14 protein-coding genes are annotated in these 12933 nt (G+C 55.4%); 6 read left to right on the top strand and 8 right to left on the bottom strand.

Annotated elements, in window-relative coordinates:
- Positions 1-7: 7 nt before the first annotated feature.
- Entirely contained in the window at positions 8-601 is a 594-nt protein-coding gene (locus HVA01_RS12605) for a YajG family lipoprotein (protein WP_146875761.1), read from the bottom strand.
- Positions 602-712: 111 nt separating this feature from the next.
- Positions 713-1681 (bottom strand): DMT family transporter, encoded by a 969-nt coding sequence (locus tag HVA01_RS12600; protein WP_246129611.1) that lies wholly within the window; start codon positions 1679-1681, stop codon positions 713-715.
- Positions 1682-2626: 945 nt separating this feature from the next.
- On the opposite strand from HVA01_RS12600, the gene HVA01_RS12595 reads away from it, so the two are divergent.
- Complete coding sequence (locus tag HVA01_RS12595; protein WP_146875760.1) at positions 2627-3235, top strand: alpha-ketoglutarate-dependent dioxygenase AlkB family protein; 609 nt, start codon at positions 2627-2629, stop codon at positions 3233-3235.
- Between the two features lie 71 nt (positions 3236-3306).
- On the opposite strand, the gene HVA01_RS12590 is transcribed toward HVA01_RS12595, so the two are convergent.
- From HVA01_RS12590 to cysP, 4 genes are read right to left on the bottom strand one after another with little or no spacing between them, the layout of a single operon-like run.
- Positions 3307-4401 carry a sulfate/molybdate ABC transporter ATP-binding protein gene (locus tag HVA01_RS12590; RefSeq protein WP_146875759.1) on the bottom strand — a complete coding sequence of 365 codons (1095 nt, stop codon included), beginning with the start codon at positions 4399-4401 and terminating at the stop codon, positions 3307-3309.
- Positions 4398-5225, bottom strand: a complete 828-nt coding sequence (gene cysW / locus HVA01_RS12585; RefSeq protein ID WP_146875758.1) for a sulfate ABC transporter permease subunit CysW — start codon at positions 5223-5225, stop codon at positions 4398-4400. The genes HVA01_RS12590 and cysW overlap by 4 nt, the downstream gene beginning before the upstream one ends.
- Entirely contained in the window at positions 5225-6079 is an 855-nt protein-coding gene (cysT, locus tag HVA01_RS12580) for a sulfate ABC transporter permease subunit CysT (RefSeq protein ID WP_146875757.1), read from the bottom strand. Before cysT ends, cysW begins: the two co-directional genes overlap by 1 nt.
- Positions 6080-6101: 22 nt before the next feature.
- Positions 6102-7112, bottom strand: coding sequence for a thiosulfate ABC transporter substrate-binding protein CysP (cysP, locus tag HVA01_RS12575; RefSeq protein ID WP_146875756.1), 1011 nt, complete (start codon positions 7110-7112; stop codon positions 6102-6104).
- A 261-nt stretch (positions 7113-7373) separates the two neighbouring features.
- Here cysP and rpe point away from each other — a divergent pair, with 261 nt between their 5' ends.
- Complete coding sequence (gene rpe, locus HVA01_RS12570; RefSeq protein ID WP_146875755.1) at positions 7374-8066, top strand: ribulose-phosphate 3-epimerase; 693 nt, start codon at positions 7374-7376, stop codon at positions 8064-8066.
- A gap of 230 nt (positions 8067-8296) precedes the next feature.
- Positions 8297-9010, top strand: a complete 714-nt coding sequence (locus HVA01_RS12560; RefSeq protein ID WP_146875753.1) for a phosphoglycolate phosphatase — start codon at positions 8297-8299, stop codon at positions 9008-9010.
- Here HVA01_RS12560 and HVA01_RS12555 read toward each other — a convergent pair.
- Positions 8990-9919 carry a metal ABC transporter substrate-binding protein gene (locus HVA01_RS12555; RefSeq protein ID WP_146875752.1) on the bottom strand — a complete coding sequence of 310 codons (930 nt, stop codon included), beginning with the start codon at positions 9917-9919 and terminating at the stop codon, positions 8990-8992. The genes HVA01_RS12560 and HVA01_RS12555 overlap by 21 nt on opposite strands.
- The gene (locus HVA01_RS12550) at positions 9912-10238 is read right to left on the bottom strand and encodes a hypothetical protein (protein WP_146875751.1); all 327 of its coding nucleotides are present in this window, start codon (positions 10236-10238) and stop codon (positions 9912-9914) included. The genes HVA01_RS12555 and HVA01_RS12550 overlap by 8 nt, the downstream gene beginning before the upstream one ends.
- Positions 10239-10396: 158 nt before the next feature.
- Here HVA01_RS12550 and HVA01_RS12545 point away from each other — a divergent pair, with 158 nt between their 5' ends.
- From HVA01_RS12545 to trpC, 3 genes are all read left to right on the top strand, one after another.
- Entirely contained in the window at positions 10397-10969 is a 573-nt protein-coding gene (locus HVA01_RS12545) for an anthranilate synthase component II (protein WP_146875798.1), read from the top strand.
- A gap of 37 nt (positions 10970-11006) precedes the next feature.
- Positions 11007-12026 (top strand): anthranilate phosphoribosyltransferase, encoded by a 1020-nt coding sequence (gene trpD / locus HVA01_RS12540; RefSeq protein WP_146875750.1) that lies wholly within the window; start codon positions 11007-11009, stop codon positions 12024-12026.
- Between the two features lie 98 nt (positions 12027-12124).
- Positions 12125-12928, top strand: a complete 804-nt coding sequence (gene trpC, locus HVA01_RS12535; protein WP_146875749.1) for an indole-3-glycerol phosphate synthase TrpC — start codon at positions 12125-12127, stop codon at positions 12926-12928.
- Positions 12929-12933: the final 5 nt, after the last annotated feature.

Genomic DNA, 12933 nt, shown 5'->3' with positions numbered 1-12933 from the left:
AAGAGGCCTAACGTGCTAATAGCCGACCCAGTTCCGGGTCGCTAAAGGCGCGGTTTAAACCATCGCTAAGTAGGTCACTGAGCATACGTGTGTTGCTATCAGCGTCGGGCTTTAAGGCATAACCCTGGGTACGCCGCGAGGTATAGGTGCCGGTATAGGTGGTGCCCTGATTACGGGCGGTAGCGCGGAAAACACCTTCAAGACGCGCTTCAGCTACCAGCGGCTGACCGCTATCGCCACGGGCGTAGTTCAGGTTGGCAAGTTCCAGCGTTAAGCTCGGGCGACCCTCGGCCTGTTCACTCGTGGGGTTAAAGCCCATGTCCCGCACGGCGCGCTCAGCTTCTTGCTGTAAGCGTGGAATCAGCTCGTGGCTGCTCACGGTAATATGCGCCGTCGACATGCCGCCGCCAGCACGGTTGCCGATAATGTCGCTCTCGCGGCCATCCTGGGCAATCACCGTGACCTGCTGGCCTGAACCGACCTGCGGTACCGCTGCGCTGCGCTGGGGGCTAAGCTGCAAATATTGCGGGCTGGCACAGCCGACAAGCCAAGCGCTGGCTAGCAGTACGCCTGAAATCCGTAAAAAATGACGCCGAAGCATGGTCTTCCTCCGCGATGGCTAAAACGCCAGTATAACGCGGGTAGCGGCTCAGGTGACACGGGTTTGTTGAACCTGGCTTCAATCTCATCCGTGGCAACTGGCTAAAACGTACTATGCTATTTTTTGCTTTTGAGACTCAGGAGCAACGATTAACCAGACTGAAAGCAAAACGATAAGGGACCCCAGCAAAAAGCCCCTGGAAATCGTTTCGTCGAGGACTAAGTAGCCCCATAGCACAGCAAAGGGCGGCACCAGAAATGTAACGGTGAGTGACCGTAATGGTCCAATATCCGCGATCAATCTAAAATAAAGGATATAAGCCAGTGAGGTGCATATAAAACCGACTGCCAGTAAGCTGAGCCAAATATCACCTTGGAGCCAGTCGACTTTTGGGCCAGTTGCAATCGTCCACACTAAAAAAGGGGCTAGAAATAGGGTCGCGCCTAATTGACTGCCAAACGCCACCAGCGTTGCATCCAGGCCGCCCTGTTGGGTTATCCATTTTCGGGTAAGAAATCCCGCAAAGCCGTAACCAATAGTGGCTATGATACAGGCAGCAACGCCAATATAGGTGTTACCAGCAATATTTGAATCACCCACAGAGGTAATGATCGTAATACCGACAATACCCAGCGCTATACCGACCAATTTTCTTATAGATAAACTCTCGCTAAAGACGAAAAAGCCAATCATGGCACCCATTAAGGGGGTTGTGGCGTTTAAAATCGCCGAGTAGCCAGCCGGTAGTAATGTAGCTGCTATGCTGTACATGAGAAAAGGGATACCTGAGTTGACGGCACCCAATATCAAGATTTTGCTTAGCTTTCCCCGAAACGCCAGGCTTTTGCGTATAAAAAATATAATGACAGCTAAACCAATAAATCCGAAAAAGACCCTAAAAAAAGCTGTGTTGATTGCCCCTATCGCCGGTGAGGCTATTCGCATAAATAGAAAACTTGCTCCCCAAATAGCGGCTAGCGACAGTAGTCGTACATAGTCTATTGCTCTCATTTTATGTCCCTTTTCAAGGTTTTCTCTTAGCCAGTAACCGCCAAGTGATGGTTGATTTTTTTGCGCCATGGCAATGCAGTATTGGCTTTTGATAGCGATGGAAAAACCCGTTTCTTGCTCTCTTTGGTTATTTTTAAACTGGATAAGTAGCAGCTTTTAGCCATGGTTGAGTGGATCAGCTTGGCCTTACTTGCTATTGCTAATGCTGTGAACCAACCTGATTAAGCCGCGGCTGTCGGTGTCTGGTTGGTTATATGCTACGGGGTGACTAGTGCACGCCTTTTGGGTGCCGTGTTATGTTCGTGGCTCTCACAGACTCGTTTACGATATGTGGAATCTCTCGGGTGGTTGGTAGCGCGGCGTAAGCGTCAGCGCACCCGCGGGAGCAGCGCGAAGCGGTGCCGGGGTTGGCGTGGTACCACTGGGCGTCGTGCCGCCGCCTCTCGCGGATGCCTCAAACGCTCGCTGAACTCGCGTTCTCGTTACCACACGCTACGAGTACATGCACCGAGTTTAATCGGTGGGTTTTGGTAGCGCGGTGTAAGCGTCAGCGCACCCGCGGGAGCAGCGCGAAGCGGTGCCGGGGTTGGTGTGGTGCCACTGGGCGTCGTGCCGCCGCCTCCCGCGGGTGCCTCAAACGCTCGCTGAACTCGCGTTCTCGTTACCACGCGCTACGGTTGCCACGAAGCTGCATCGGTGGGTTTGTAGGCGTGGTAACCCTACGGCGCACCCGCGACGGCGGCCCGGTGCGAAAGCAGCGCAGCGGTGCTGGGGTTGGTGTGGTGCCATGGGGCGGCTGGCGCCGCCTCCCGCGGGTGCCTCGTTACGTTCGTTCCTCTCACATACTCGTTACCACGCGCTACGGCGCGTGCATGGAATTGTAGTTAGGGTTTATTTAATCGGCGTGAGCCCCTGTGCTCCCTTGACGAAGGCGGCGCGTGAACGCGTCGTTTAGCGGTTCGAGGGGCCATGGCAAGCGGCTTCGCGCATGGGAGATGTTAAAGAGGCATTTCTATGGATCTGTTTGAAAACGACGATATGAAGTCGATTAATCTGCTGCCACGGGATGGGGAGGTCTACTACTACGGCAATATCCTGGATGCTGCTACAGCTGCTATGTACTTAGATAAGTGCATCCGTGAACTGAGCTGGGAGCATGACCGTGCGTTTATTTATGGGAAAGAGATTGTCACCAAGCGAAAGATGGCGTGGTATGCGGATGAGCCGGTTGCCTACAGGTACTCGGGGTATACCAAGGTGGCGCTCGTCTGGCCGGATTTTTTAGGTGAGCTTAAGCAGGCAGTAGAAAGCAGCTGTGGAGAAAGCTTTAATTCGTGCCTGTGTAATGTTTATAGCGCGGGTGACGAAGGCATGGGTTGGCACAGCGATGCCGAGAAAGAGCTGGTGGAAAATGGATCGATCGGGGCGTTGACCTTAGGCGGGGAGAGGCGGTTTTCATTTAAGCATAAACAATCAGGCGAGAGTGTGTCGCTTACTTTAGAGCACGGTAGCCTGTTGATTATGAAAGGCACCACGCAGAAAAACTGGCTGCATAGCCTGCCTAAAACCAAGAAAGATGTTGAGCCAAGGGTGAGTCTCACCTTTAGGCAAATGAGTTTTTGAGCTAACCCGATTAAAGCCCCAGCAGCGTTAGCTGCTGGGCTTTAAGTGCTGAGGTTTTAACTATCTTGCCCCTAAGCGACGCGGCTTTGTTCTGCCGTTTTCGACTCGGTTTCAGGGAAGCGCCGCCAGTGGCGGGGGTGGGCATATAAACGCTGACCGCGGCGTAGTGCCATGTGCTCAAAGTCAGTGTGGCGTACGGTCGCCAGCCAGGGCTGGGCGAGCCAATCCGCCTCCAGTTCCACGCGGACTTCCGCACCTACCGGCGAGATCGCCGTGATTGTTACCGGCAGGTGGCTCTCTGACGTCGGTTGTTCAGTAAGACGCACTTCGTGAGGACGAAGCAGTAACTCTTGATGCCCATCGGGCAGGTCAACGTGCCAGTAGGCGTCGCCGCAGGTGAGGACACCGTTCGTTACTTTGCCTTCCAGATGGTTCACGTCGCCTAAAAATTCAAACACAAAGCGATTTTTGGGTTCACGGTAGAGCTCATCGGGGGTGTCAATCTGCTCAATCCGGCCGTCGCTCATTACCACCACGCGGTCAGATAGCTCCAGCGCTTCTTCCTGGTCGTGGGTGACAAAGACGCTGGTGAAATTGAACTCGTCATGCAGGTGGCGCAGCCAGCGGCGTAACTCTTGACGCACCTTGGCGTCCAGCGCGCCAAAGGGCTCATCCAGCAGTAGCACCTCCGGCTCGACGGCCAAAGCGCGGGCCAGCGACACCCGCTGCTGCTGGCCGCCTGAAAGTTGGGCCGGGTAGCGATTAGCCAGGTGCTCCAGCTTGACCATTTCGAGCAGCCTATGCACCCGAGCGCGAATCTCACCGCTACTGGGGCGGCGTTTGCGCGAGAGTACGGTCAGCCCAAAGGCCACGTTATCGTACACGCTCATGTGGTGGAACAGCGCATAGTGCTGGAACACAAAGCCAATGCGCCGGTCGCGCACATGCACGTTAGTGACATCGCGGTCGCCAAACAAAATCTTGCCAGATTGAGTGGCGAGATCGGGATTTTCCAAGCCGGCAATAATGCGCAGCAATGTGGTTTTACCGGAGCCTGACGGGCCGAGAAGACCTACTAATTCACCTTGGTGAATATCCAGGTTGATCGGCTCCAGCGCTTGCGTATTGCCAAAGTGTTTAGCAATGTTTTGTAAGCGAATGCTCATGCAAATGCCTCCTGGTGCGCTGCGCGCCATTCCAGCCCCGCCTTAGCTGCAAGCGTGAGTAGGGCAATCAATGCGAGTAAGGCCGCGCAGGCGAAAGCCCCCACGGCATTATAGTCCTGATAAAGCTGCTCAAGATGCAGGGGTAGCGTGTTGGTTTTACCCCGAATGGCCCCTGAAACGACTGAAACAGCACCAAATTCACCCACCGCCCGGGCATTGGTGAGGATGACACCGTAAAGCAGTGCCCAGCGAATATTGGGCAGCGTAACGCGGCGGAACATGGTCCAGCCGGAGGCGCCGAGTGTCACGGCCGCTTCCTCTTCCCGGGAGCCCTGGGCCTGCATCAACGGGATTAATTCGCGAGCCACAAAGGGGCAGGTGACAAAAATGGTCACCATTAAAATGCCCGGCCAGGAGAACATTAGCTGGATGTCGTAACTGTCCAACCAGCTGCCGATCCAGCCATTGCGGCCGTACAGCAGCAGATAAATAAGCCCCGCCACCACAGGCGATACGGCGAAGGGAATATCGATCAGCGTTTGCAGAATGCGCCTACCTGGAAAACTGAAGCGAGTGACCAGCCACGCCAGCGCAACACCGAAAACCAGGCAAACTGGAATGGTTAACAGGGCGATCATCAGCGTTAACCCAATCGCATGCAGCGTAAAGGTGTTGCTGACATTCTCCCAGAACACCAACATGCCCTGGGAAAACGCCTGGGCAAAAATGGCCACCAGCGGTAGCAACAGGAACAGCGCTGACAGCACCAGGGCGGCGCCTATCAGTAGGCGCCTAATAAGCGGTGCATCACCAATTCGACGCATTACCCCTTACCTCCGTGTAGGCGACGAATGAAACGTCCCTGCCAAATGTTGATAACCAGCAACAGTGTCAGTGAGACAAACAGCACCACCGACGCAATCGCCGACGCCCCGACGTAGTCATACTCTTGCAGCTTGACGAAAATCATCAGTGCGGTGATCTCCGTTTCGTAAGGCATATTGCCAGCGATAAAGATAATCGCGCCGAACTCGCCTAATGAGCGCACAAACGCAAGCCCGGTACCGGTCACCAGGGCAGGCCAAATGTGGGGCAGGATGACGCGGCGAAAGCCCACACCATCGGTTGCGCCCAGCGTCATCGCAGCTTCGTCGACCTCGGCGGGTAAGTCTTCTAATACCGGCTGCACCGTACGCACGACAAAAGGGATGCTGGTAAACGCCATGGCCAGGGCAATACCCACCCAGGTATAGGCGACTTGAAACCCTAATGGCTCCAGCAAACGGCCCATCCAGCCACTGCTGGCGTACATGGTTGCCAGGGTAATACCCGCCACGGCGGTGGGCAGCGCAAAGGGCAGATCCATTAGCGCGTCCAGCAGCCGCCTGCCGGGGAACTCGTAGCGCACCAAAACCCAGGCCAGCAGCAGGCCAAACACGGCGTTAACTAGCGCCGCCACGGCCGCGGCCCCAATGGTAACCATATAGCTTGCCACCACGCGGCCTTCAGTGATGATCGCCCAGTATTCGGCGAAGCTAAGCCCCGCTAACTGCCCGAACAGGCCGGTTAGCGGCAACAGCAGCACCAGCGAAATAAACAGCACGCTGATACCCATGGATAGGCCAAAACCCGGCAGCACGTGAGTGCTGCCGGAGCGCCGGAATGCGAGTTGACTCATAGTTCAGTCTGGCTCATGGGGGTTAACGACGCTGTAACTGATCGAGAAGCGCACCACCCTCAAAGTGGGTCTCCATGGCCTCATCCCAGCTACCAAATACGTCATCTACTTCGAGCAATTCGGTTTCCGGGTACTGGTCGGCGAACTCTTCGACCACGGCCTCGTTGTGCACGCGGTAGTTAAAGCCCGCGAGCAGGCGCTGGATTTCTTCGGTGTAGAGATACTCAAGGTAGCTCTGGGCCAAATCGCTGTTGCCGTTGCGCTCAGCGTATTCCTCGACCACCGCAACGGGGAACTCGGCCAGGATACTCACCGGCGGTACAATCACTTCGTAATCATCGCTGCCGTATTCGCTACGGATATTGTTCACTTCCGACTCAAAGCTAATCAGCACATCGCCAATTCCGCGCTCGATAAAGCTGGTGGTCGCCCCGCGGCCGCCAGTATCAAACACCTCCACATTGGCTAAGAAGGTGCGCATGAAGTCTTTAATCTGTTCTTCATCGCCGTCGAATTCGTTATCGGCGAAGCCCCAGGCGGCTAGATAAGTGTAGCGACCGTTACCCGACGTTTTCGGGTTGGGGAAAACCAGTTCGACATCTTCTTCAACCAAGTCGTCCCAGCTTTCGATACCTTTGGGGTTGTCCTTACGGACTAGGAAGGCAGTAGTGGAATAGTAGGGCGACGCGTTGTTGTCGAACGCATCCTGCCAGTCTTCCGCCACTAGCCCCGCATCTGCGAGTACTTGCACATCGGTCACCTGGTTAAAGGTCACCACATCGGCGCGCAAGCCCTGCAGGAGGGCACGTGCCTGGGCAGAGGAGCCGCCGTGAGATTGGCTAATCTCAATCTCTTCACCGTGCTCTTCTTGCCACCAGGCTTGGAACTCGGGGTTAATCGCGGCAAACAGTTCGCGAGCGATATCGTAAGATGAGTTGAGCAGTTCTCGCTCTTGTGCAGCTGCAGTGCCGCTAACACCGACGCCTAGGGCAATCGCCAGTAGGCTGCGGCGAAACATAACAGGTAAGGCCATGAGTAAACTCCTTAGAATAATAAGTGCACCATGTGGCAATACCGCCAAGGTTAGATCGAACAATGTGGAATTACAATCATGTTTGATATTCTTTTTTAGAATATGAGTGTGACCTGTTCAGCAACGCCGGGTAGTTTGTTGGCGCTAAGGCTCTGGTAAGATAGGCCAAGTTATTGCAAGCCCCCGCTGTTGCTTAGCGGTAATGTGGTTGAGAGCGGGGCGTTTGTATCCGTTGACTGGTTTAATACGTAGGAATGCAATATGACCGCTGCGCAGGATTGTTTGATCGCCCCGTCGATTTTATCGGCTGATTTTGCTCGGCTGGGCGAAGAAGTGGACAACGTGTTGGCTGCGGGTGCCGATATTGTCCACTTCGATGTGATGGACAATCATTATGTGCCCAACCTCACCATGGGCCCGATGGTGTGCAAAGCGTTGCGCAAGCACGGTGTGACGGCGCCGATTGACGTGCATTTAATGGTCAAGCCGGTCGACCGCATGATCAGCGACTTTATTGAGGCGGGCGCCAGCTATATCACCTTTCACCCCGAGGCCTCTGAGCACGTTGACCGTTCGCTGCAGCTCATTCGTGATGGCGGCTGTAAAGCAGGCTTGGTATTTAACCCCGCTACGCCGCTTTCCTACCTCGATTATGTCATGGATAAAGTCGATATGGTGTTACTGATGAGCGTCAACCCCGGCTTTGGCGGCCAGTCGTTTATTCCCGGCACGCTCAACAAGCTGCGCGAAGCGCGAGCGCGCATTGATGCCTCAGACTTCGCTATTCGGTTAGAAATCGACGGCGGCGTCAAAGTGGATAACATCGCTGAGATTGCCGCCGCGGGTGCCGATACCTTTGTTGCCGGGTCTGCCATTTTTAGCGCCCACCAGGCCAGCGACCCCCATGGCTATGACACCGTTATCAAACAAATGCGGGCGGCGCTGGCGAAGTAACCGGCACGCCCTGTTGAGTGAAGCTTCACACGCGGTTTGAAGTGCCGGTTTAGCTTATCCATGAGCCATGCGAGTGCCGTCTTTGGCGCTCCATGAATAGACAGCTGGTGCATACGGTAGAGCGACGCATACGTTTTCACGCTAGTAAGTCCTCTAAAAACAGTCGTTAGAAGCGCTAACACAAGGCAGGCATAAAAAGGCTAACGCGACACACGCAGAGGACATTGAAGGTGAATACAAAACCTTATTCAGTACTCCATTCAGCACTTCATTCAGTACTCCAAGATAAACAGCTGATTGCGTTTGACTTGGATGGCACGCTGATCGATTCCGTGCCGGACTTGGCGGTGGCCGTGCAAAAGGCGCTGGAAGCGCTGGGGTTGCCCACGCCGAAAGAAGCTGAGGTGCGTGATTGGGTTGGCAATGGCGCACCGGTACTCGTCGAAAGAGCCCTCACCTGGGCGCTAAAAACGCAGCCAGAAGCAGAGCTCCAAAAGCGCGCCTACGATGCGTTTATAGCGCACTACAGCGCAGCACCGAACACCCTGACAACGCTCTATCCGGGAGTCAAGCAAGCGCTTCAGACGCTGCATCAGCAGGGCATGATCTTAGTGTTGATCACCAATAAACCTGAGCGCTTTATTAAGCCGTTGTTAGCTCACTTCGAGCTGCTGGCCTATTTTACCCTTTGGGTCGGCGGCGATTCGCTGGCGGAGAAAAAGCCGCATCCTTTGCCACTGCTTCACGCCGCCCAAACCTGCCAGGTTCCACCCGCTGCGTGTGTGATGGTGGGTGATTCCCGCCACGATATTGCCGCCGGTAAAGCGGCGGGCTTTGCGACAGTGGCACTGCCCTATGGCTACAATCATGGCGAGCCGATTGAAAACAGTCAGCCGGACCTGCTGCTGGCTTCGTTATCGGCACTATTGGGTAGCGCCGCCTAAGGCGGCATGCATCACCTCAGCGTTGTGGCGCAGCATGGCGGCGTAATTGGCCGCCGGGCCCTCTGTGCCACTCAGTGAATCGACATAAAGAGGGCCTGCCAGGGAGATTGACGCCTCCCGCGCCAAGGCATCCATATGAATGTCGGGGGTGGTGCTTTCATAAAACAGCGCTAGCGGGCGCTCTTCGGCCAGGTATTCGCTCATATTCGCCATGGCCTGGGCGCTGCCTTGGGTCTCATGGTTGACGCCCCAAATACTCAGGGTCTCAAAGGCGAAGGCGCGGGCAAAATAGCCAAAGCCGGCTTCACTGGTTAGCAGGGAGCGGTTGGTTTGGGGGATGCCGTCTAGCCGCTCTTTTATCGCCTGGTTGAGTACTGTCAGCGCTTCGCGGGCCTGCTCAGCGCGGGCATAAAAGGCATCGGCCTGGTCGGGTAGGTGTTCAGCCAAGGTCTCAGCAATTACATCGATATAAGCGGCAGCCCCCAGTGGGTCCATCCACATATGCGGGTCAGGCCCTCCTTCATACTCGCCGTTGGGTATTGTCAGCACTGGGTAGTCGGCTTTTTCAGCCACTGCCACCAGGGTAAGCTGGTCGTCTGACATCGCTTCAATGTGGCGTATCCACGGTTCTAAGCCCAAGCCGTTGTAAAACACAATACGGGTCTCTTCCAGGGCGAGCACGTCGGGTGGCGTTAACTCCCAGCGGTGCACATCCTCTCCCCGGGGCACAATCGCGTTGACGTTTACCGTGTCACCCGCCACCCGTTTGACGAACTCTTCCATGACTGAGAAAGACGTCATGACGCGTAGCGTCGGGTTGGCATAGGCTGGCGCAGCGCTCATCATTACGGCGCTCATCAATACGAAAAAGAACAGCGTACCCATCCACCAGGTAACCCGCTTAAACATCCCACTCTCCTAACTGTCTTGATAGCTGTTTTAAAGCTGTTGAGTTTAAAACAGCTAGCGAAAAAAGACGGCAGACAATAAAGACGGCAGTAGCCCGTTGCCAGTTCCCATTTCCCGGCTCCCATGCAGCGTCGGCGACAGTGATATGACCCTGGTGAAGATTTCCTTCATCGGCAATCGCCACTATGCTGAACAGTATTACACCCTTAAGCATAGCGTGCCCTATGACTGACCCACCGGTTTCTTTTTTTAGTTTCGCCGCAGCAATTTCCAAGCGTTTACTTAAGGCATTGGCTGGTCGGCTCACCCAGCGCGACACTTAACCCCTGCAAGGCAGTGCTCGGTTGCGGTATCATCGCTGTATTAGCGGTTTCGTCTGTGGTCGACATGATGCAATGGAGTAGGTGAGGCAATGGCGCAAGCTCAGTTGGTGCAAAAACTTAGTCGTTGCAGGAGCGGTCAGTGCACAAGGTTTTGATGATCGATAATTACGACAGCTTCACGTTCAATATCGTCCAGTACCTGGGTGAGCTGGGCGCTGAAGTGGTCACTTACCTCAACGACGCCATCACCATTGAGCAAATTGAAGCGCTGGCGCCAACGCACCTGATTGTGTCGCCAGGGCCCTGCACGCCCAACGAGGCCGGCATCTCCATGGCTGCCATCGAACACTTTGCCGGCAAGCTGCCAATTTTAGGCGTTTGCCTGGGCCATCAGGCCATTGGCCAAGTCTACGGTGGCAACGTCGTGCGTGCCCCAGTCGTCATGCACGGTAAAACGTCGGCGGTGTTGCACGCGAACCTAGGGGTCTTCGAGGGGCTAAATAGCCCCGTGGAAGTCACCCGTTATCACTCGCTGGTGGTCGATAAAGCCAGCCTGCCCGACTGTTTAGAAGTCACTGCCTGGACAGGCGATGACGACGTAACGCCCGGATTGGTGATGGGCTTACGCCACCGCGAATTGAACATCGAAGGGGTGCAGTTTCACCCCGAGTCGATTCTTACCCGCCAAGGCCATGCGCTGTTGGCCAACTTTTTAAAACGCGGCTAATGGCCGGTTTCACACGCTTTTAGGGGCCCTTCTGCTCATGCAAATGCGAGACGCGATTAATGCGGTGATGCGCCGCGAAGACCTCTCTTTCGATGCCATGCACGCCTTGATGCGACAGATCATGACCGGCGATGCCAGTGACGCGCAAATTGGTGGCCTGCTGGTCGGTTTGGCCATGAAGGGTGAAAGCGCCGTTGAAATTAGTGCCGCCGCTGAGGTGATGCGCGAGCTGATGAAGCGCGTTGAACTGGATGCCGAAAACGTGGTGGATATCGTCGGCACCGGCGGCGATGGCGCTAATTTGTTTAATGTTTCCACTGCCGCCAGCTTTGTCGCCGCGGCCGCAGGTGCCCACGTGGCTAAACACGGCAACCGTAGTGTGTCGTCGTCGTCAGGCAGTGCGGATTTATTTGATGTGGCGGGTATTTACCTGGACCTTAAACCGGAAGAAGTGGCGCGCTGTATCGAACAGGTGGGCGTAGGCTTTATGTTTGCCCCCAATCATCACCCGGCCATGCGCCACGCGATTGGCCCGCGGCGTGAAATGGGCGTGCGCACGCTGTTTAATATTTTGGGGCCGTTAACCAACCCTGCGGGCGCGCCCAATCAAGTGCTGGGCGTTTACGCGCCGGAGCTGGTGCCGCTGATGGCGGACGTGCTGCAAACTCTGGGTAGCCGCCACGTGATGGTGGTGCACTCGGAGGACGGGCTGGACGAGATTTCCCTGGCGATGCCGACCTTGGTGGCTGAGCTTAAGGATGGCGAAATTACCCAGTATACGATTACCCCGGAACAGCTGGGTATTGAGCGCCAGAGCTTGGCAACGCTAAAAGCCGCCAGCGCGGAAGACAGCCTGCGCTTGGTGAAAGCCGCGTTGGCCGGGGAGGGCGCTGCCGCCGATATTGTAGCGCTAAACGCAGGCGCCGCCATTTACTGTTCGGGGGTGGCCGATACGTTGAAAGAGGGCGTGATGGTGGCCCAGGATGCCCAGGCTTCCAAGCTGCCGCTAGAGAAGCTCAAAGAGCTTTCGCATTTCACCAGCGTTTTTAAGCAGTAATTTTTTACGCAGACAGTTTGTAAACAGATCGCTTTTAAATCGACAGTTTTTAAATTGACAGCTTTTAAAATTATAGCTTTAAACAATAAGAGATCATCATGACGCAACAAGCAACCCCGACGATTTTAACGCGCATTCTGGCCCGCAAAGAGCAGGAAGTGGCTGAACGCCGCCAGGCCGTTTCAGAAGCCGATCTGCTCGCCCTGGGCGATAAGCAGAGCGCTCCGCGTGGTTTTATCGAAGCCCTGAACACCTGCATTGCCACCGGTGATCCGGCGATTATCGCCGAGATCAAAAAGGCCTCGCCGTCAAAAGGCGTGATTCGCGAAGACTTTCATCCGGCGGATATTGCTCAAAGCTATGCGCAAGGCGGTGCGGCTTGCCTGTCGGTGCTCACCGACGCTGATTTTTTTCAGGGCCATGAAGACTATTTGATAGCGGCCCGGGATGTCTGCACGCTGCCGGTGATTCGCAAGGACTTTATCACCCATGGCTACCAAGTGTGTGAAGCCCGGGCGATTGGCGCGGACTGCATTCTGCTCATTGTGGCTGCCCTGGATGACGCGCAGCTACGTGACCTGAATCAGCAAGCCAAACAGCTGGGGATGGATGTGTTGGTGGAAGTTCACGACGCCAATGAATTGGAACGCGCTCTGGCGCTGGATCTCAAACTGGTGGGCATCAATAACCGCGATTTGCATACCTTTGAAACCAGCTTGAACACCACGCTTGAGCTACTACCGCGTCTCCCTGACAGCGTAACGGTGATTACCGAGTCGGGCATCCATACCCGCGATGACGTTGAGCTAATGCGCGACCATAACGTCAACGGCTTCTTGGTGGGCGAGGTCTTTATGCGCGAAAGCGACCCAGGCCTAGCGCTTAAGCAGCTGTTTTTCTAACCTGC

This window comes from Halovibrio variabilis (genome assembly GCF_007991175.1).
Classification (GTDB): Bacteria; Pseudomonadota; Gammaproteobacteria; order Pseudomonadales; family Halomonadaceae; genus Vreelandella; species Vreelandella variabilis.
This window is presented reverse-complemented; position numbering and strand designations above follow the sequence as displayed.